Raw genomic sequence first — 20,683 nt, 5'->3', positions numbered from 1 at the left:
TCACGAACATTTCCGGGCACTTTTCGTTATATTTGTAAGGAAACACCATCCAATATGAACACCGCAGAATTAAAGAGTCTACTTCATCAGTTGGTCGTTGAAACCAATGACAATTCTGTATTGGAAAAGGTCCGCTCATACTTTATCACTTTGAGACAATCCGGGAAAGATATCGATTGGTGGGATGAATTAACTGATCAGGAGAAAGATGCCATTGAAAAGGGGCAAAAACAGATTAAGAACGGAGATCACTTGAGTCATGAACAGGTCAGGAAGGATGTAAGTAAGTTATTTCGTAAAGGGTGACCACACCAAGAACCGTTATCTGGTCGGCCCTGGCCAGAACTACCTATCTTAATGTTCTTCGTTACATCCTGGAGCATTGGTCAGAAGTTGAAGCGATACAATTTGACACCAAGGTTGAGAGCCTCATTTCAAAACTCAGAACTTATCATCAACTCTGTCCTCCCTCCAGATTGAAGAAAGGAGTGCGGCGATGTGTTATTTCCGCACATACTTCACTTGTTTATAAAATCAAAGGCCATGAGATCGAGTTGATCACATTCCTGGACAACAGAGGGAATCCCTCTTATTAGATTTACACCATTTCCATTTTTGCATCCGCAAGAATTATACAAATGAAACACATCAAGGAAAGGCTTCATTCACACTGCATGCAATACGCCACCGCACGTATCGAACGTATCAGACAGGAAATAACAGAAGCGCAGGTGGCGGCAAATGAAGAAGTAAAAAGCAGTGCGGGTGACAAACACGAGACCGGGCGGGCCATGGCACAACTCGAAGTGGAGAAAAATGCGCAACTACTGCACGAGGCGGAAAAACTAAAGGCCGTGATGGAAACGATACCGGCGAACAGAACCTCAGAAACGGTGACACCAGGTTCTTTGGTCATTACTTCTGATGGAGTGTTTTACATCGCCATCAGCATTGGAAAAGCAGAGGTCGAAGGGATGCCATACCTGATCATTTCCGCTGAATCGCCCATTGGAATGGCTCTATCAGGAAAGAAAAAAGGAGACGAAATAACCTGGAATAACCGGAGGTATGTGATTGAGGAGGTGAGGTGATACTAACCGGATGCAGTAGGCAGTAGGCAGGAGGCAGGAGGCAGTAAGGAACCATCTGCTGATAAGGTGTGCCAATAACAGTTACTATAGACAATAGACATTAGAAAATAGAGATTAGGCGATGGAACATGTTTTCGGCCAAGACAACCACTTATCATACCTGACCCTGATAAACAACGAAAAAACATAGAAACGAAGAGCACGTAACCGGCTACCTATATTCTATATTGACCACCTTAAAAGAGAGTTCCATGATCGAATTAACCAATATCTTTAACGGCACACTTTTCTGAATACTCTCCTCTGTCTGGTCTCTCTTGTCTATTTTCTATTGTCTGGTGTCTGATTTCTATTGTCTTCCAACACTCCCGCGTACACAAATGCAAACAGTCTTCCGGTAACCTAACGCGTTACGTCCTGCCTCCTGCCTACTGCCTACTATCAAAACCCTTCCGCCGTATCATCCCCTCTCGGATCGGCGCCACCTTCGAGTTTGCCGTCATCCATTATCAGAATGGCATCCACCCGCCCCATCGGGCCACGGTCTTTAATGCGGTGTCCACGAGCCTCCAAAGCATGAAGCACTTGAGAGGAAATGCGCCCCTCCTCTACCTGTAGCAGGTCTGGCAGCCATTGATGATGAAACCGGGGTGCTTCTACTGCTTCCTGCATCGTCATCTTAAACTCCGCAACATTCAGGAAACCCTGTAAGACAGAAGTAATGATGGTTGAGCCACCTGGAGAGCCTATGACCATCCACAGTTTGTCATCGCGTTCAACAATGGTGGGTGTCATCGAACTCAACATACGTTTGCCACCGGCAACAGCGTTCGCTTCCCCGCCAACCAGGCCATACATGTTAGGCACGCCCGGCTTTGCGTTGAAATCGTCCATTTCATTGTTGAGAAGGAAACCGGCCTCATCCGCAAATATCTTACAACCATAGTTGTCATTCAGCGTGGTGGTCAGAGACACCGCATTGCCATCCGCATCAATCACAGAAAGATGGGTAGTTTCTTCATGTTCGGTAAAAGCTCCCGCATGAATAGAATCTGATATCCTGGTAGCAGTTGGCTGATAGTTGGCCATTCTTTCCTTCAGATAATTCTTGTCCAGCATATTATCCAGCGGAACTTTCCAGAAATCAGGATCACCCAGGTGCTGGGCACGATCTGCATAAGCACGTTTTTCCACTTCCACGATCAGGTGCATGGCATCAGGACTTTGAAACCCGAGGGAAGCCACCTCGTAATTCTCCAGCATTTTCAGCATTTGAAGAAGAATCACGCCGCCACTGGATGGCGGAGGCATAGAGATGATGCGGTACTTCCGGTAAGTGTCTTCAACTGGTTTGCGCCATGTGGCATTGTATGCGCTAAGATCCTCGGCTGTAATGATGCCACCCGTGCGTGCGGAGGCTTTCACAATGGCTTCGGCGGTTTCACCTTTATAGAATCCGTCCCGTCCCAGGTCCCTGATATGTTCCAGGGTTCTGGCGAGATGTTCCTGCTTCAGAATATCGCCATACTGCCAGGGTGTTTCCTTTTCAAAATAATGGTATCCGGGATTTCTGACACGGAATAGGCTATCGAGGTCATTCAATTCTTCCGCCTGCAGTGCCGTTACTTCAAATCCGTTCCTGGCCAAATCTATGGCGGGTTGGATCAGCTCAGCAAACGGTAGGTGTCCGTATTTTGCATGAGCCTTGAATATTCCATCAACAGTACCCGGTATGCCAACCGCCAGGCCCGTTTCAAGACTCACGCCTTCCCGTACCTCACCATCCTTATCAAGGAACATATCCCTTGTTGCCCCTGATGGCGCCACTTCCCGGAAATCAAGCGCATCGGTACTTCCATCCTTCAAACGAACAATCATAAATCCCCCTCCACCGAGGTTACCAGCGTTGGGATAGCAGACCGCAAGTGCCAACTGGGTAGCAACAGCAGCATCCACGGCATTCCCTTTTTTCTTCAGGATTTGCTGCCCGATCTTTGCAGCTGCGGGATGTGCACATACCACCATGGCATGGTCAGCGATGATACCGCGACCCTGTTCAACGTATTCCTGCGGTGGTTCTGAACCCGATCCGCAAGCCACACAAAACAACACTATAATGAGATGGAGGGTTCTCATGGTATGATTTTTGGCCAATTTAACGCATCTTTATGAATAACAAAAGCGTTCGAACATGCGTGTTTTCAACAGTCTCCTCATTTTCGTCCTCTTCATTTCCTTATTTATTCCGGGAATTTGTAACGCCCAGGTTCTGACACCACAGGTAGATTCCATTCCCATGCGGGATGGCAAGAAGCTCGCAGCGGACATATACATCCCCCAGGGAGGAGGCACCTTCCCGGTGATCCTCATCCAGACACCATACAACCGGTTATATTACCGGCTGGGACTTCCACTTGGCTTTCAAAAGAATCTGGACAGCAGTCCTTACATTTTTGTGATTGTTGACTGGCGCTGTTTTTATGGATCCCAGGGTGCGTGTATTGCCCAACCCAACCGGGGGCAGGATGGGAAGGATGTGGTAGATTGGATCGCAGCACAATCATGGAGCAATGGCAAAGTTGGTACATGGGGGCCGTCCGCCCTTGGTAAGATCCAGTTTCAGACTGCCAGGGAACAACCTGCAGCGTTGGTATGCAGTGTACCGTTGGTGGCGGGTTCACAATTCAACTATGAAGAATACTTTCCCGGCGGATGTTACCGTAAAGAATATGCCGACCAGCTGGATGCATTGGGCTATGGCTTATCGCCCTTCCTGCTGGCCAATCCGGTACATAATCTCACATGGCAGATCGCAGAGGGTGCCAATCTTTATCCCGATCAGATCAAAGTACCCATGTTGATGATCGGTGGCTGGTATGACCATAATGTGGATGTCATGACCTCCTTATTTAACCTGTTGAAAAGTTCCGGTGACCCTGCCGTCAAAGATCAGCATCGGTTGGTGATGGGTCCCTGGGCGCATGGCGGATTTGGACAAGCTCAGGTGGGTTCAGGTCAACAGGGTGAATTGTTCTACCCCGAAGCATCCGGCTGGAGTGATTCCCTGGCACTTGCATTTCTGGACTACCACCTGCGGGGTATTGCAAACAACTGGCCATCCAACGCCAATGTTACGGGTTTTCAGATGGGAGATAACGTGTGGGAAACGTTTTCATCCTGGCCACCGGTTACACAGGACCTCACACTTTATCTTCATGAAGATGACACATTGCGGGAATCATCGCCTGCGGTTTCATCCTCTTCCACTTCATTGCAGTATGACCCGCGCGATCCGTCGCCAACCATTGGAGGCCCTACCCTTCATCAGGATCTGGACCAGGGACCTTACGACCAGGCTCCTATAGTGGAAAGCCGCAACGACATACTCACTTTCACCACGCCGCCGTTGCAACAGGACGTAAAAGTTCAGGGAGAAGTTCGCGTTCATCTTTACATGTCGAGCGACCGGAAGGACACCGACATTTGTTTGCGGTTGACGGACGTTTACCCTGACAACCGGTCCATGCTGGTAAGCGACCAGGTCTTACGCATGCGGTTCCGGGATGGCTATACCGCATCGGATACCGCTGTCATGGTTCCCGGCCAGGTGTATGAGGTAGAGCTGACATTCGATCATACGGCCATTACTTTTCCGGCGGGACATCGCATCCGGTTAGACATCACCTCTTCCAATTATCCCAGGTTTGATGCCAACCTGAACAACGGCGGGGCCATGTATGTGGCTGGCGACACGCTGATCGCCACCAACACTTTTTATCATGAAACCAACCGTCCTGCCCGGGTGATTCTACCTGTATCGGATGCAACCATAGGCATGAACGATATATCCGAACCTTCAGTGCTGCCGGAACTCTTCCCTAACCCCGCACATCATCATACCACAGTCCGGTGGCCTTACACAATACCGTTGGGAGAAGTTGTAAAAATCACATGCTATGATTTGATAGGAAATATGGTAGTTACTACGAGTGTGGATCAGCAGCATCTTAAATTCTCAACAGAAGAATTCACACCTGGCATTTATCTTATTCGCATGGAAGGTTCCGGTAAATCCTACACCCGTAAGCTTGTAGTCCGGTAAATGATGGGGATGGGGCTTGCTATTGTATCAGATTCCAATGTTCTCTTGTCATCACCCACTGGTGCACTTCCTGTTCAAAGTTGATGGAGCCGGGGATGGTGGTATATGTTTTAACAAACTCGAAGCCTATTTTTTCAAGTAATTTATGGGGCGCCGGATTCAAAGCATAGGGTTCACAAAGGATTCTCTCCAGTTGATATTTCTCAAAGAAGACCGGAATTGCAAGTCTTACAAGACCCACTCCCCAGCCCTTCTTTCTGTGTTCCTGTTTCCATATGTGAAGATGCATATTTGCCTGCTTACCAAAGGTGATCTGATTGATGTTATTATGCCCTATGGGTAAATCGTTGCATGTCCAGATCAAGGCATAGGCCTGCTTTTCACGGATGGGTTTTGAGATCTGTGCATTCAACATTTCCCTGAAAACTTCCGGGTCGGGCATCTTGCCCAGATCCACCCCCATGCCTTCAAGATAACGGTCATCTGATTCTGCCCAGTAGCTGGTGATCAGATCCACATCCTGTGGTGTGATTTCATGTATACCTAGTTGTTCGGCCATCTCAGATTGCATCTTGCGTTTTGATCCATTCCTTTACCACGGCCTGGAGCGCCTTCTTCTTTTTGGTAATATCCTTTGCATCTTCAAAACGGGCCACCCGGGCTTCCTTGCCGTCGCCTTCCAAAAGGTTGTGTGGATCTTTGATGGTCGCTCCTTTGTGAAACATCAAGCTTACAAAGGTTTTGGCATTCATAAAATAGGATGCCATGTTGCCTTTATAGATAAAGGTGGGACTGCTCCATTTGATGGTCTCCTCGATGCGGTCGTCGGTGGTCAGAATGATCTCCCTGACCTGGTTGATCTCATCGGTCATCGGATGGTCCTTCTTTTTCAGGTATTCATCCACGGCTGGATTTTTCTTCATGGCAAGGGTTATTTGTTATTCAAATATACGGGATGAGGGAATGGGTTGATAGTGAAAATGTATGATGGGTGTTGAAGTATTGAGAGACACAAACTGGCAACGTAACTTTTTAAGCAGGGGTACATCAATTTCCCTCCCCGGAACAAGTTACAAAGATGAGATCATAGCGTGGGCCGAGATCGATACATTTTCTTTCATATGTAATTTTTATCGGAAGATAGATTTACCGTCTCAACCAAAAGGTCAATCCTTCTTACCTATGTAAGAAGAGCCAAAGGTATTTCCCCACGCATATCGAAGGATTGACGAACTTGAACCGGGGAGGGGAATTCGTGCGCCCCGAACACCCAATAATATCAACAAACCCCAGTCCCGCCTATTGTCGTGTCAAGGCAAATGCATCCATCACCCTCGCTCTTGCAGATGTGTGCTCAACGATTGGCTTCGGATATTCCGGTGTTTCAAATTCAGGCAACCAGCGTTTGATATACAGTAAGTCTTTATCGAACTTTTTCTGTTGGGTTTCCGGATTAAAAACACGAAAATACGGTGCCGCATCACAACCGGTTCCCGCTGCCCACTGCCAGTTGCCATTGTTCGATGCCAGCTCATAATCCAGTAATTTACGTGCAAAGTAAGCCTCACCCCACCGCCAGTCTACCAGCAAGTGTTTGCAGAGGAATCCGGCCGTCACCATGCGCACACGGTTATGCATGTATCCCGTTTCATTCAGCTCACGCATACCAGCGTCTACCAAAGGATAACCGGTTTTACCTTCGCACCACTTTTCAAATTCCGTTTCATTGTTTCTCCATTTAACCCGATCGTATTGGGCGTTAAAGCAGGAATGCACCACATGTGGAAAATGAAACAGTATCTGCATAAAAAATTCACGCCATATCAATTCGCTGAGAAACACCTCGGATATGTTCCTGACCCTTGCTACAAGCCAGCGTATACTAACCGTACCAAAACGCAGATGCGGGCCCAACCTACTTGTCACATGACGTGAAGGAAAATCCCTGAGCGCCGCGTAATCCAAAAGACCGTCGATATCACAGGCAGCCACGTGAACGTTACTTTTCTTCAGTCCGACCTCCTCACGACCGGGAAAGTTCAATTGCAATCTGTTATAGTTTGGAGGAGCGCTATCACATCCAATGTCATGATGCATGAACTGTTCCAACCATTTGTTCTTATAAGCAGTAAAAATTTTATAGGGTGAACCGTCGCTTTTTATCACCTCGTTCTCCTCGAAGATCACCTGGTCCTTGAATGTGTGAACACCGATTCCTCTTTGCTTCAAGATGTCAGTAACCTGGCGGTCTCTCTGCAATGCGTAAGGTTCATAGTCCTTATTAAAATATACCCCTGCAATTTCGTATGTATTCAATAGCGCTGCCCACACTTCCTCAGGCCTTCCGCGAACCACGTGCAATGCACCACCATGTTTATGGAGCTGTCGGTGGATATCTTCCAAACACCCGTATATGAATGACACCCTCGGATCATCATCAGGCAGTCCTTCCAGTATCCTGTCATCGAATATAAAAACAGCCTGTACAGGATAACCTGACCGAAGGGCATGGGTGAGCGCGGTGTTATCATCCAACCGCAGATCCCTCCTGAACCAATGGACAGTGACCTTCATGGTGCTGAATCATTGAAGTAAAAAATAACGTCATGCGAAGCGGCCATGCGATGCAAGTGAAGAATTAACCATACACAAAACTTCTCCGATAACGACATATCAGAATCATCCTTTCATAGATAACAATTGATGATGTAAAAGTGTTCGGAAACGCAGTTTAGGTGCCTACACATTCACCGCCACCCACCTTCCCAAAGTAAAGAGGCCTGTAAATAAAACCAGCACAAGAACGATCTTTCTGAATTGCTCTTCCGATAGTTTTTCGAGAATACGTTTACCGGTATAGGTACCGACAACACTGGCAACCAGAAGCATTGGGATCAGAAGCATTTCCTTTCTATGCACATAACCTTCCAATACGTAAACCACACTCCGACTCAAGTCCACCCCAAGATCGATCATGGCTGAGGTGGCGATGAACACTTCCGTTTTGAGATGAAATACAGTCAAGGCTATGCCCCTGATGGCACCTCCGGTTCCCAGCATACCTGCGATGATACCTGAGAGCATTCCACTTCCAATCGCATTACCCTGTGTGGCCTTTAACTTCAACTGAGGAAACAGGAGCAATGCCGCACTTAACAATATCAGGAAAATGGCCAACAGAAACTCCAGCACATCCGATCTGAACAAGCTACTGAAATATGCCCCGACAATGACCAGCAATACCGCTGGAATACCCATGGACAGAACCAGTTTCTTGTCAAACCCTTTACGAAAGAAAGCGATCTTGGTGATATTACTGGCCACATGAAACAGGGCGGTTATACCAAGAACGGAATGAAAGTCCATGAACAATCCGGCAATTGGGACAAAGAGCATGGAAGAACCAAACCCTCCCACGGTGCCTAGTATCTCCGCCAACAAAGCAAGGAGGAAAAAATAGATGAGTTCTTCCACGTAATCCGTTCTGTTTTACGACGAGAATTTAAGGTTTTCGCACCTTATCATTTCATCTTCCACCGCTCCAGGCGTGGAATTCCTTTGGTAAATAAACCGCTCAGAAACCCCGGAAATCCCATGGACCTCAACTTATCTTTCACGAATGCCTGCATCTTTTCTGCGGAATTGATCTCAGGATTCAGAAATGTCCCGTTCTGATTACAAAGGGAGCAATACATGTTGCTTTTGCACCCATCGGCATTCGTACCGCCGCCTTGTGCGTCCTTCTTAAGCGGCATGCTACAGCTTTGGCAGATCTTATAAGTTTTGCTCATGGCAATGTGTGTTAAACACTAAAGGTACGAGAATGTCAGACTTCTATAAAGTCAGATCCTTTTTCGCGGATCAACATCCCTGTACTTTTTCAGTAGGGGCGCAAACGTATCCGGATCAATGGGTTTGAACACCTTTTCCTGTCGCGGAGGATATTTCTCCAATTGACCTGCGGGCCGGGTCGGGCGCTTTTCAAATCCACCTCCACAGTTGGGGCAAACATTGAATAACACTTCCTCCACGCAAGTTTTACAAAAGGTGCAATCATACGTACAGATCATGGCCCGGTCGCTATCGTTGGGCAAGGCACAATCACAGTGTTCACAGGTAAGGCGAAGTTCCATCATATTTGACGCTTTTAATTACTCAAGTTTTTAACCGGTTACAACTTTTTGTTCCACCGCTTCAATGCGACAATGTGACCCAACAATACCAGTGGCACTACCACGGTTGGTAACAGGTTAAACGGGAAATACAAAACTGCGATATTGGGCTGATCAAATGCCAGGCGTTGAAATGGGGTTGGAATCGCAAAGGCTGCTGTGATGACGACATTGAGAAGGAGTATAAGACAAAGAACGTTCCATGCGAGAAACAATTTCCCGTTGAACGTTTGTGCACGGAATGCAAGTATGGCCACAGGCAGTGCTGAGATTCCCGAAATAATATCCAAGTTGGTTCCTTCAAAAGTCATGTATACAGATACCATTCCATGATGATATAACAGTGCCAACACTACTTCCACCGGTATGCGGATCGTATGAAATGTCGTAAGCGTTTTCAGGGATAGCCTATCCATCCATTTTTTTCCACGCCTGCTTAACAATAGCACGACAATCAATAGTATGGCAGGAAAGACACCGAATGCCATGATACGTGGCGGCATGGTTTGCGCATCCTCATATACTCCTGTTATACCCAGAACCGATTGGATAATGGTCCACAAAAGGGCTATGATCAGGAATTCCCGTGAACGACAGGCCATATAAAACCAGGCGATGGAGATCAACACTGTAATTCCGAACAATAGAGAAATATAGAATGGCAATTCGGTCATGGAATCCTTTTCAGGAGATAGAGAGCTGATGCAAATGTAAATGAATCGGACAAAAAAAGTGCCGGCTTGAAATAAACCGGCACGATGAATTTTCAGGTAATACCAATGGATTACATCCCTGGAATTGGCAGTGCTTCGTGCACTTCAATCTGACAGGTGTTATCATATCCCAGATGCGGGTGTCCCTGAAGAAGCTGTTTGGCATGCTCCATGCTTTCAGCCTGCAGGATGGAATAACCACACACTTCATTTTTGCTGGCTGTGCTGCCACCGTTGGTATCCAGTTTTTGACCACCCATGAGCGGGGTTCCGAGGTCTACCATATGCTCACCGCATTTTTTAGCCCAGTTCATCCAGGCTTCCATGCCCTTTTGAGCATCTTCAGGTGAATTATTTTGCATTTGTTCCTGCGCACTCACAGGTGCATGATAAGTTACAAGATACTTTTTCATGATTGTTTTAGATTAGTTATTAGAGGTTACTGTTTCCTTTTGCAATTCGTAATTGACCATCCAGTTGATCCCGAATTTATCGGTGAGCATTCCGAAATAGGCATTCCAGAATGTTTCTTCCATCGGCATGTTCACTTGTCCACCCTGGGCAAGCGCCTGGAAGATCTTATCCGCTTCACCTTTGCTGGAAGGGTGTACAGACAAGCTGAAGTTATTCCCTACATTCAGATCAGGTCCCATACCGGGCATGATGTCGCTACCCATGATGGACGTTTCCTTGCTGATGGGAAGTGAAATATGCATCAACCGCTTCTTCATCTCTTCCGGAAGCGGTGGTCGCCCTTCTTGCGGAGGCATTTCACCAAAGGTGTTTACAGATTGAAAATCTCCTCCAAATACAGATTTATAGAAATCGAAGGCTTCCTTGCAATTTCCATCGAAAGTGAGATAAACATTTACTGTGGCCATAGTTTATTCGGGTTTGGTTATACAAGTAATAACGAACAAGTTATAAATTTTAAACAGGGAGGTAAATAAATTCAAGGTTAAATTTTGAGATAAATTCTCGCTTTTCAAAGACAAGGTTATTCGAATGATAGACGAACGTTTGGATGGGATGTTGCGTGGGGATTTATTTGGTGATGTGGTGATGTGGTGATGCGGTGATGTGATGATGTGATGATGTGGTGATTTAAAGATGGGCAACAACTGGTAACCATGTGATATCAGACAATCATAAGTCAGATCCGAATGTCCCCAACCAGAAACAAGAAGCTATTTGGTGATTTGGTGATTTGGTGATGTGGTGACCTGCCAGCCGAAGCGCCAGCCATTGTGATAGCAGGCTCGTTTGAAAATGGGCAACAACTGGTAACCATTTGACACCAGACAATCATAAGTCAGATCCGAATGTCCCCCAACCAGAAACTAAAAACTAAAAACTATTTGGTGATGTGGTGATATGACAATTTGAAAAGGGGTTTTCTGTGCGGCAACCTTAAACCTTACTCTTTAAACCATTAACCCTTCTATGTCATTCGCAACAACGAATGTCCCCCAACCAGAAACAAGAAACTACAAACCAGAAACTTTAAACCTCTATTTAATCACAATCTTCTTCCCCAGGAATTTTGGTTTTATACCGAAGATAAGATCGAGGTACATTTTGGCGCGGGCCAGTTTTTCCCGTACCATCACTTTGAAACCATAACCTGCCGTAACATCCTGCGCGTTGTAACCAACGGCCTGCATCCCCTTGCTATCCGCTATGTAAATGGCGCGCTGATTATGAAAGCGCTGTGAAATAACGGTGATGCTTTCCTGCCCGAAGATCTCCCGGGCCCGGACCACGGAGTCCAGCGTCCGAAACCCTGCATAGTCAAGGTAGATCTTATCCGAAGGAACACCCCGTTTGATCAGGTCCCGTTTCATGGTGGTAGGCTCATCGTAATAACTTTTGCTGTTATCTCCACTGATCAGCACATAATGAATCTTTCCGGATTCATATAATTGAACGGCAGCATCAATCCGGTATTTATAGTACAAGTTGATGTGACCATTGCCAAGGATCTTTCCGGTCCCCAGCAGCAACCCAACCTTATTTTCCGGTAAGGATTCCGAATCGGTGAAGGTCTTGCCCACCGCGCTGGATGTCACACGCCAATCTGCCCAAAACACAAACACCACAGGCAAAAGAATGGTGATCAGCGCCCATAGCCCCGGCTTGCTTAATATATGTTTGTTTAGTTGCATTCGATGTGCGCTATCGGATTAACGGCATTCCGTACAAGGTTATGATATGGTACCATTCCCGGCAACTGAATGCTAATGATATGCTCAAAACTTGTACCACCAAGTTTTATGCACAAGTTGGACTGCAAATGATCACCCGGCGCAGAGGTTCCACCGGGATATTGCTATACTAAAAAAGAGAAGGTAAGGTTACCGATTACCAATAGGCACACCGAATACTTAAAACAGCCGGATTCAAGTCCTGGGTGCTCCTGACTGCAGGGGCCTTCGAATATGACTCCATCTCACCTGGTAAGGATAACGTTCATATACTTCGTTGTCTTCATTGATCGTATAGCCCGCTCTTCCGTTTTCCTTTGCCAGTGCAAACAACGCCTCGGCCTCTTCTACTCTGCCCAGTCGCAACAAACAATAACTCTTGTAGTATTGAACATCCGAGAACTGCGGGTATTTTTCCAGCGCACGGTCAAACACCGAAACCGCCTCCTCATATTTTCCAAGCTCATATTTACTCATGCCGAGGTAAAACAAATCCAGATGGTGCACAAGGCCGTCACCATACAATACTGCCTGACTGTCCACTTCTGTTTCCAACATCCTTTCCGCGTCTTCAAACTCATTCAATTGCAGTTTACAAAGTGCGATGTAAAAGTTGTATGTATGATCCATCACATACGCATTGCCCAGGACCGTCCTGCATTTCTCAAAATCTGCGATGGCATCACGGTAGGTTTGCGCGAAAATGCATTTGATAAAGGCACGATACGGCATCCAATGGAAGGGGTCATATTTTACAGCCTTGTCTATATAAGACATTCCAAGTTCATACTTACCTTGTTTGAACAAGGGCATGGCCCTTTGCTGCCAGAGGTAGGCAATGGTAGAATCCTTTGCCAGTCCTTTGTCGATCTCTTCCCGGTACTCCTTACCATAAACATAATAATTCATCCCCTGCGCTCCACTGTCCAGGTGTTCCCTCATAATGACTTCCTGTGCGGGGGTAACGGCCGTTGGCTGTGATAGCATTTTTTCTTCATCGGCCGACGATGAGACCATTGTACTATCCGGGGATGGGGCATTGCATGCGGATAGGGTTGCAATAACAAAAAGGATCTTGTGAAATTTATACATAACGCCATGCTATTTTGAATGAATAAATATACGGGGATTACAGAAGATCCACAGGCCGTTATGAAGAAGTTAATGAGAAGTCTATATAAAATATTGCCTTAAATTTAAACGGTGGGATATATGTTCATATTCACACGAACGTTTATCAGCACCATTGACATTGGTAATGTCCCAACCGTTAAGGGGTACGAATTTCTGTGATCACACAGCAAACAATGTTGTGATTGACGTTCCAAGAATGATTATTCTCTTTGAAGTGATCTCCTCAGTCTTCCGATTTTCAAACTCAGCATGGGCATGTACATGCATCCTTCCGTATTCAGATTGGCATGCATATCCACGCCAAGGCCCACGGAGCGGGAGACCAACAGCGCATAACCTACCTGCATACCGAGGCCCATTCTGAAGAAATTCTGGGTGATAATATCCTGCGAGTTTCCAATCAAGTAATTTTTTCTGCCCCAAACCGGTGAGATGCCAATCTGGTAGTACAATCTGGAGAGGCGCTCACCTCTATACTTACCGATCATCAACCAAACGGAGTGCGTTGGTCCCTGACTGGGGTATCGCATAAAAATGTCATATCCCTCATAATAACCCAGCGAAAAAAGATTATTCCGCTCACGAACCTGGAACTCCCCTCCTAACCCAACGCCGTCTGAATGATTAGCCATGTGAAAACACCCGAGTTTGGGGCTGAATGCGAAGCCATCCATACGGACCTGCGCGAATAACACCGGCGTCGTGCACATTGCCACCACCACAATCAAAAAGCTTCTTTTAATCCCCATCCTCTTGGTATTATGCAAAAGGAAATATACGACATCTTTGCCATAAAACCACGGGATACCAAGAAAGAACAGCTACCTGATTACCTTAGATCGGGTCTCTACCGGCTTAACTCATTCAACAAGCCAGCGATATCAAGGGATTTGGTAAACATATCCAGCGAATCATCGGGTTTTCGCGGCCATTGGTTTTCAGGTCGGTCCCAATAAAGCTCCAGGCCGTTCTGATCAGGATCGTTAAGGTAAAGGGCTTCAGATACCCCATGATCGGAAGCACCGGTCAGGGGATAGTCTGCTTCACGTAATCTCGTGAAGATATATGCGAGGTCCTTCCTGGTAGGATAAAGAATGGCAACATGGAAAAGTCCGGTTGTATTTGCAGGAGGTGGCGGTGCATTTTTGCTTTGCCAGGTATTCAGTCCGATATGATGATGGTATCCGCCGGCAGAAATAAACGCAGCCTCAGGACCGTAGGTAGTTATCAATTCAAAGCCTAGTAGTCCGCAGTAAAAATCAAGAGACCGTTGGATATCCGACACCTTTAAGTGTACGTGGCCGATGCGGGTAGCTGCGGGGATTTTGTAGTTGTTATTTTCTGTCACTTCGCTTGTTCATATGTCCCAAAGATAGCAACACATGTTATCCGTATCAATAAATTGACGATCACTTCCCACCATTAGCCTTCAAATCCGCCGCACAGCGGCTATCCAGTTCCGGAATGGTACCGCCGACAAGGTTTGCCACGACGTCGGATGTTTCCGTGGCATAATACATCAGACAATTTTTATCGTCACAGTGTTTGCCATTGGCCGCATCCTGATGCGCCGTCTGCATAGGTGTACCATTATTCACCAGTCCCAGGATATGCCCGAACTCATGATGAACCACCGCAGACTCCAGGGTTGTAACCGAGGGCTGTGTAAGACCTCCGGAGAAATCACGGATGGTTTTTTCAAAGATCACCATGGAGCTGTTTCCATAGGCAATGCCCAATACTTTAGAGCTTCCTGCATTTCCGGCATAGTCTCCATCTGCGAATAAGAAATATGCGGTGAGGGTGCTGCCATCTGTCTTCTGACTGCGATGTGCGGTTTCAATGGCTTTCACATCATCAATAGTATAAACCGACTTTCCTGATGAAGACACCTCCGTTTGCACAATAGCGATCCCTCCCGGTTTATTCAGGTACTTCTCCAGAAAACTTTTCAGATTTGCAATTGTTGCGGCAGTCGGGGCAAACCCGGTAACATACTGCACCTCCACATTCAATTTTGTAAAATCATCTCCCGATAAGAAGCTTTGTGCCGAAACGTTCTTTTCGATGTTCTTGTCCTTCCTGCAACCAAATGTCGCCAGCAAAGCCAGCATGAGGGTAAATATCAATCCTTTCTTCATAATATCGTCTCGTGTTAAATAAAGATAGGTATTCCTGAGGAGTTGGGGAGTAGACAGTTGGCAGTAGGCAGTAGGCAGTAAGATATGCCAATTCGGCAACCTTAAACATTAAACCTTAAACCCCACCCTCGTTCTCGGTTCTTCCTGTTCCTTGATAAACTGCCTCAGGTAATCGAATAACAGTTTCACCTTTGCATCCTGGTCGGTTAGGCGTTTTTCGAATTGTTCCATTTTCAGAAGGAGGTCCTGATGGGTAAGCAGCATTTTACGCATGCCCACAAATATCCTAACGATCCGAATGTTTACCTCAACAGCCCTATCGCTATTCAAAACACAGGACAACATGGTTACACCTTGTTCAGTAAAACAAAACGGCAGATACCTCAGCCCCATCCGGGTAGAATTGGAGGTCACAATTTGTGACCTCCAATTTTCCAATTCAGCTTTGGTCATCTCAAACATAAAATCCTGCGGAAATCGTTTGATATTCCGCCTGACTGCCTGTTTGAGCACTTTGGTTTCCACACCATACAGTGCCGCGAGGTCCCGGTCCAGCATCACCTTCTCACCACGGATCAGGTAGATCTTGTTCATCAGCACCTCATCGGGGACCTGTAAAGAACTTTGGATCGGATCAGTCAAATGGCAAATACTTGCTATGCTTACCTCTTGTTAAGGTGCCAAAATGGCTCCTTAAAGCCACATCCTCTTCAACACTGAGTTGGAACATAAAATCCGCCGGGAAACGGATTGCATTTCTTCTTACCTGACGCTTCAGGACTTTGGTTTCCACACCATATAATTCCGCAAGGTCACGATCCAGCATCACCTTCTCACCACGGATCAGGTAGATCTTATTCATCAGCACTTCATCGGGAACCTGTAACGAACTTTGGATGGGATCAGTCATGTGGCAAATATCCGCACACGATCTGTAAAATCAGGGCATCCGTAAGTTTGTGCAGCACATTTTCCGGAACACCCTCCTCCTCCCGTAAGTACGGGATACCGCCTTGCTCCGCCATAGCGACTACGCGAAGGCGATGCGGGCAACCCTCCTACGCTGAAGCTACGGCGGGCTAAGCAAACCAGAAACCTTAAACTTTAAACCCCACCCTCGTCCGGGGTTCTTCCCGCTCTTTGATAAACTGCCGCAGATAGTCAAACAGCAGTTTCACCTTTCCATCCTGGTCGGTTAGGCGCTTTTCAAGTTGTTCCATTTTCAGAAGGAGGTTCTGATGAGTATGCAGCATTTTGCGCATCGCTACAAATACTTCAATAATCCGTATACTCATTAGTGTGGCGCGTTCGCTTCTTAGGATGTTTGCCAATTGCAACAAGCCGTACTCTGTAAATACATAAGGTAAAGTACCACCCAGGTGTTTGACGGAAGGTATCGCATTTTGCGATACCAGCTTACCGACTTCATCATCGTTCAACCTGAACATGAAGTGCCCGGGAAACTTTCCCTTGTTTCGTTTTACCTGCTCCCTGAGCCGGATAGGTTTAACGCCAAACAATACTGCAAGGTCCCGGTCCAGCATGACCTTCTCTCCACGGATCAGGTAGATCTTGTTCATCAACACTTCATCGGGAACCTGTAATGAATTTTGGGAGGACTCTGTCATACCGCAAATATCCACACACGATCTGTAAAATCAGGACATCCGTAAGATTTTACAACACATTTTCCGGAACACAGAGCATCTGAAGTCCCGTGGAACAACCACAAACCAGAAACGACAAACCAGAAACCTTAAACCTCAAACTTTAAACCATTCACCTTCTCCTCTATCTTCTCGTCACCTTCCATCACCGGAGCATGATGCGGCTTGATGCGTGCATCGATGATCAGGCTTCCGGTGCATCCCCAGTGCTTGTTTTCGGTGAATGCACCGGCACCTCCGATATCGTGCGAAGGATTGGACCGTGTAAAGGTGACCCACAGAAAATTCCCGAGGGTATCAGACGTGAATGCACTGTCGTCGCAAACGACCACCAATGGTATTCCGTTCATGATCGGCCCTGCAAGATGATCTTCCAGTCGGGCGATATCGGAAAGCGCTTCTTTTCGGTCCTTATAAGATCGGGCGGTTATACTCATGACCCCTGGAAAAACAATCCGCGGATCGGAAAAACCATCAGGCAAAAGTAACTCCGGGGGTACCTCCGCAGACAGGGAACGAATCTTTTCTCCTGCCGCGGCAATAACCGCTTTAGAACCGCTATTCAACCCGTCACCACTATAGTCCAGGGTATCGATGGTGGTTTTGGTATCAAAGTGTATATCGCGGGTCCAGTCTACCCTTTCCAGCATATGCGTAAAAAACGCTGGGACATTCTCCACATCCAGACCTGGGGCATCCTCATGTGCGGCAATCCACAGATATTTTGTGAGTGACATCTGTCCGAAGCCGAGGATGGCATGCGCCTGGGTCAATATCTCCTGTGGTCTGCGTTCCTTCAGATACGGCGTGTACCGTTCACTGCCGATGGCCAGCAGCAACGGATGAACCCCTGCCTCGTCAATCGCATGCACCCTTTTCAGTCCGGGAATCTCACTGGATACCACAGGCCCGACCAACTCGTGAATCAATGCACCGAAACTTGTATCTTCCTGGGGAGGTCTGCCCACGATGGTAAACGGCCAGATCGCATCCTCTCTGTGGTATACCTTATGAACCCGCATCACGGGAAACGGATGGGTGAGGCTGTAGTAACCCAAATGATCCCCAAAAGGGCCTTCCGGTTTGGTTTCATGAGGATGTATCTCTCCGGTGATCACAAAATCGGCATCCGCAGAAAGCACATGTCCTTCTTTGATCATATAACGGAACCGCCGACCTCCCAGCGCTCCCGCAAATGTAAGTTCGGAGATCCCCTCCGGCAGCGGCATCACCGCGGCAAAACTATGCGATGGCGGACCACCCACGAAAATACTCACCTTGAGTGGCTGCCCAAGTTTGTTCGCCTTTGACTGATGCACACCAATGCCCCGGTGAATCTGATAATGCAACCCCATCTCCCTGTCCGGAACAAAATCATTCCCGCTCATCTGCACCCGGTAGCAACCCAGGTTGGACTGCATCACGCCGGGATGGTCAGGGTCCTCCGTGTATACCTGCGGAAGAAAAATATAAGCCCCTCCGTCCATGGGCCATGCCTTGATCTGGGGAAGGGCGCTGAGGGTGGTTTCCTTAAAAGTGACCGGACCATTGCTTACTTTCTTGGGGAGGGCAAAGCGTGCAAAAAGACCGAGGCCCGCATGAGCAAAAGGTCTTTTGAGAACAGATGCCGGATCGGCTTTGGCGGCAATCAACTCCTTCACCCTGGGGAGCGTATCGCGAAACATGAACCGACTCCGATCGAGATTACCGAACAGGTTGGAAACAGCTGGAAACGGACTGCCCTTTACCTTCTCAAAAAACACGGCCGGTCCGTCTTCGGCAAACACCCGGCGGTGAATGGCCGCCATTTCCAGATGAGGGTCCACCTCATCCCGGATACGCAAAAGGTGTCCGTGTTTTTCCAGGTCCAGGATACATTCGCGAAGGGAAGAATAAGCCATGGTGATCCAATCTGCTTTGTCGTAATTATTCTGTTGTCATGAACCCTATCTGGTTCCGGTGACTAAGATAAAATAACGGACCGTTTTTTTTAAGAAACAGGTACATCTGCAAAATCGCTACACCTTCTTACATGGGTAAGTTAACACAGCACATTCGTGCCATGCAATGCGATCCCGGCTGTAACTTGAGACCGGGGAGGGGATTCACCTATCCCCTTCTTCCGAAAATCAGAAATCTGAACCGACCAGGCCTTTAAACCTTGACTCTATCTCGCGAAGAAGAAGTTCTTGCCCAGGAACCTGGCGCTGTTGCCCATGGCTTCCTCGATTCGCAGGAGCTGGTTGTACTTCGCGATCCTGTCAGAACGGGATGCAGATCCTGTTTTGATCTGCCCGGTCTTCAGCGCAATCGCCAGATCGGCAATGGTGGTATCTTCCGTTTCACCCGAACGGTGACTCATCACGGAGAAGTAACCGTTGCGTTGTGCCATCTCCACTGCATTGATCGTTTCGGTAAGTGTACCGATCTGATTCACCTTTACCAGGATGGAGTTCGCAGCTCTTTTAGAGATACCTTCAGCCAGGCGCTCCGAATTGGTTACGAACAGGTCATCACCCACCAGTTGCACTTCATCGCCTAACTCTTCGGTGAGTTCGACCCAGCCTTTCCAGTCATCCTCATCCAGGCCGTCTTCAATGGAAATGATCGGATATTTATTTGCCCAGTCTGCCCAGAAGGTAACCATCTCCGAAGAGGTCAGGTATTCACCACTTGACCATTTGAAATGGTATTTCTTCTTTTTGGCATCATACATCTCTGAAGCCGCAGCATCCATGGCGATGAAGATATCCTCGCCCGGACGGTATCCTGCCTTTTCAATAGCCTGAATAACCACTTTGATGGCTTCTTCATTGGACTTCAGGTTGGGTGCGAAACCACCCTCATCTCCAACGTTGGTAGAATGTCCCTTGTCTTTCAACACCTGCTTCAGCTGATGAAAGACTTCGGTGCCCATGCGCAGGGATTCGGAAAACGTTTCCGCTCCAGTAGGCATGATCATGAATTCCTGGAAATCAATTTTGTTATCCGCATGTGCGCCACCGTTAAGGATGTTCATCATGGGAACGGGCAACAGGTTGGCATTGACACCACCTACATAACGATACAGGGGTTGACCGAGTTCGTCTGCAGCTGCTCTTGCGCAGGCAAGTGAAACGCCAAGAATTGCGTTGGCACCGAGGTTGCCTTTGTTATCGCTTCCATCAAGAGCCACCATGGTACGGTCAATTCCATCCTGGTCAAAGATGTAAACACCACGTAATTCTTCAGCGAGTACGGTATTAACATTCTGCACTGCTTTTGTCACACCTTTACCCAGGTACTTTCCCTTATCACCATCTCTTAGTTCTACCGCTTCATGTTTTCCGGTGGAAGCTCCTGACGGAACCGCAGCACGGCCCTGGCCTCCTGCATCGGTGTACACCTCCACTTCAATAGTGGGATTACCTCTTGAATCGAGTATCTGGCGGGCATGAATGACTGAGATGTGTCCCATAA

24 protein-coding genes are annotated in these 20,683 nt (G+C 47.3%); 4 read left to right on the top strand and 20 right to left on the bottom strand.

Annotated elements, in window-relative coordinates:
* Positions 1-54 precede the first annotated feature (54 nt).
* Genes KDD36_02065 through KDD36_02055 form a run of 3 tightly spaced genes read left to right on the top strand, consistent with a single transcriptional unit; the run spans position 55 to position 1,091 of the window.
* Complete coding sequence (locus tag KDD36_02065) at positions 55-306, top strand: hypothetical protein (GenBank protein MCB0395408.1); 252 nt, start codon at positions 55-57, stop codon at positions 304-306.
* The gene (locus tag KDD36_02060) at positions 303-596 is read left to right on the top strand and encodes a type II toxin-antitoxin system RelE/ParE family toxin (protein MCB0395407.1); all 294 of its coding nucleotides are present in this window, start codon (positions 303-305) and stop codon (positions 594-596) included. Before KDD36_02065 ends, KDD36_02060 begins: the two co-directional genes overlap by 4 nt.
* A 42-nt stretch (positions 597-638) precedes the next feature.
* Positions 639-1,091 (top strand): GreA/GreB family elongation factor, encoded by a 453-nt coding sequence (locus KDD36_02055; GenBank protein ID MCB0395406.1) that lies wholly within the window; start codon positions 639-641, stop codon positions 1,089-1,091.
* Positions 1,092-1,532: 441 nt separating this feature from the next.
* Here KDD36_02055 and ggt read toward each other — a convergent pair whose 3' ends face one another.
* Positions 1,533-3,227, bottom strand: a complete 1,695-nt coding sequence (gene ggt, locus KDD36_02050) for a gamma-glutamyltransferase (GenBank protein ID MCB0395405.1) — start codon at positions 3,225-3,227, stop codon at positions 1,533-1,535.
* Positions 3,228-3,282: 55 nt separating this feature from the next.
* On the opposite strand from ggt, the gene KDD36_02045 reads away from it, so the two are divergent.
* Positions 3,283-5,193 carry a CocE/NonD family hydrolase gene (locus KDD36_02045; protein ID MCB0395404.1) on the top strand — a complete coding sequence of 637 codons (1,911 nt, stop codon included), beginning with the start codon at positions 3,283-3,285 and terminating at the stop codon, positions 5,191-5,193.
* Positions 5,194-5,212: 19 nt separating this feature from the next.
* On the opposite strand, the gene KDD36_02040 is transcribed toward KDD36_02045, so the two are convergent.
* The 19 genes from KDD36_02040 to eno all read right to left on the bottom strand — a co-directional run bounded on the left by KDD36_02040 (position 5,213) and on the right by eno (position 20,681).
* Complete coding sequence (locus KDD36_02040; GenBank protein ID MCB0395403.1) at positions 5,213-5,752, bottom strand: GNAT family N-acetyltransferase; 540 nt, start codon at positions 5,750-5,752, stop codon at positions 5,213-5,215.
* Between the two features lies 1 nt (position 5,753).
* Entirely contained in the window at positions 5,754-6,116 is a 363-nt protein-coding gene (locus KDD36_02035; GenBank protein MCB0395402.1) for a DUF1801 domain-containing protein, read from the bottom strand.
* A gap of 376 nt (positions 6,117-6,492) precedes the next feature.
* A complete protein-coding gene (locus tag KDD36_02030; protein ID MCB0395401.1) occupies positions 6,493-7,767 on the bottom strand; it encodes a deoxyribodipyrimidine photo-lyase in 1,275 nt (424 codons plus the stop codon).
* 165 nt (positions 7,768-7,932) lie between these two features.
* The gene (locus KDD36_02025; protein MCB0395400.1) at positions 7,933-8,634 is read right to left on the bottom strand and encodes a sulfite exporter TauE/SafE family protein; all 702 of its coding nucleotides are present in this window, start codon (positions 8,632-8,634) and stop codon (positions 7,933-7,935) included.
* A gap of 80 nt (positions 8,635-8,714) precedes the next feature.
* A complete protein-coding gene (locus tag KDD36_02020; protein MCB0395399.1) occupies positions 8,715-8,984 on the bottom strand; it encodes a zinc ribbon domain-containing protein in 270 nt (89 codons plus the stop codon).
* A gap of 51 nt (positions 8,985-9,035) precedes the next feature.
* Positions 9,036-9,329 carry a DUF1272 domain-containing protein gene (locus KDD36_02015; GenBank protein MCB0395398.1) on the bottom strand — a complete coding sequence of 98 codons (294 nt, stop codon included), beginning with the start codon at positions 9,327-9,329 and terminating at the stop codon, positions 9,036-9,038.
* A gap of 35 nt (positions 9,330-9,364) precedes the next feature.
* Positions 9,365-10,039 carry a hypothetical protein gene (locus KDD36_02010; GenBank protein MCB0395397.1) on the bottom strand — a complete coding sequence of 225 codons (675 nt, stop codon included), beginning with the start codon at positions 10,037-10,039 and terminating at the stop codon, positions 9,365-9,367.
* A 110-nt stretch (positions 10,040-10,149) separates the two neighbouring features.
* Positions 10,150-10,491 carry a hypothetical protein gene (locus tag KDD36_02005; protein ID MCB0395396.1) on the bottom strand — a complete coding sequence of 114 codons (342 nt, stop codon included), beginning with the start codon at positions 10,489-10,491 and terminating at the stop codon, positions 10,150-10,152.
* Positions 10,492-10,503: 12 nt separating this feature from the next.
* A complete protein-coding gene (locus tag KDD36_02000; protein ID MCB0395395.1) occupies positions 10,504-10,959 on the bottom strand; it encodes a VOC family protein in 456 nt (151 codons plus the stop codon).
* Between the two features lie 630 nt (positions 10,960-11,589).
* Positions 11,590-12,243, bottom strand: a complete 654-nt coding sequence (locus KDD36_01995; GenBank protein ID MCB0395394.1) for a YdcF family protein — start codon at positions 12,241-12,243, stop codon at positions 11,590-11,592.
* Positions 12,244-12,477: 234 nt separating this feature from the next.
* Positions 12,478-13,191, bottom strand: coding sequence for a tetratricopeptide repeat protein (locus KDD36_01990; protein MCB0395393.1), 714 nt, complete (start codon positions 13,189-13,191; stop codon positions 12,478-12,480).
* Positions 13,192-13,616: 425 nt separating this feature from the next.
* Positions 13,617-14,165, bottom strand: a complete 549-nt coding sequence (locus KDD36_01985; protein ID MCB0395392.1) for a hypothetical protein — start codon at positions 14,163-14,165, stop codon at positions 13,617-13,619.
* Between the two features lie 98 nt (positions 14,166-14,263).
* Complete coding sequence (locus KDD36_01980) at positions 14,264-14,764, bottom strand: VOC family protein (GenBank protein MCB0395391.1); 501 nt, start codon at positions 14,762-14,764, stop codon at positions 14,264-14,266.
* A gap of 61 nt (positions 14,765-14,825) precedes the next feature.
* Positions 14,826-15,557 carry a membrane metalloprotease gene (locus KDD36_01975; GenBank protein MCB0395390.1) on the bottom strand — a complete coding sequence of 244 codons (732 nt, stop codon included), beginning with the start codon at positions 15,555-15,557 and terminating at the stop codon, positions 14,826-14,828.
* A 108-nt stretch (positions 15,558-15,665) separates the two neighbouring features.
* Positions 15,666-16,151: an ORF6N domain-containing protein gene (locus tag KDD36_01970; protein ID MCB0395389.1), complete on the bottom strand. Its 486-nt coding sequence runs from the start codon at positions 16,149-16,151 to the stop codon at positions 15,666-15,668.
* 40 nt (positions 16,152-16,191) lie between these two features.
* Positions 16,192-16,467 carry an ORF6N domain-containing protein gene (locus tag KDD36_01965; protein MCB0395388.1) on the bottom strand — a complete coding sequence of 92 codons (276 nt, stop codon included), beginning with the start codon at positions 16,465-16,467 and terminating at the stop codon, positions 16,192-16,194.
* Between the two features lie 187 nt (positions 16,468-16,654).
* Positions 16,655-17,185: an ORF6N domain-containing protein gene (locus KDD36_01960; GenBank protein MCB0395387.1), complete on the bottom strand. Its 531-nt coding sequence runs from the start codon at positions 17,183-17,185 to the stop codon at positions 16,655-16,657.
* 128 nt (positions 17,186-17,313) lie between these two features.
* Complete coding sequence (locus KDD36_01955; protein ID MCB0395386.1) at positions 17,314-19,125, bottom strand: UbiD family decarboxylase; 1,812 nt, start codon at positions 19,123-19,125, stop codon at positions 17,314-17,316.
* A 266-nt stretch (positions 19,126-19,391) separates the two neighbouring features.
* On the bottom strand, positions 19,392-20,681 hold the full coding sequence (eno, locus tag KDD36_01950; GenBank protein ID MCB0395385.1) for a phosphopyruvate hydratase: 1,290 nt from the start codon (positions 20,679-20,681) through the stop codon (positions 19,392-19,394).
* Between the last annotated feature and the right edge of the window lie 2 nt (positions 20,682-20,683).

It is taken from the genome of Flavobacteriales bacterium (assembly GCA_020435415.1).
Taxonomy (GTDB): domain Bacteria; phylum Bacteroidota; class Bacteroidia; order JACJYZ01; family JACJYZ01; genus JACJYZ01.
Note: the sequence above shows the minus strand (reverse complement) of the source record. Positions and strands in the feature narration are given on the sequence as shown.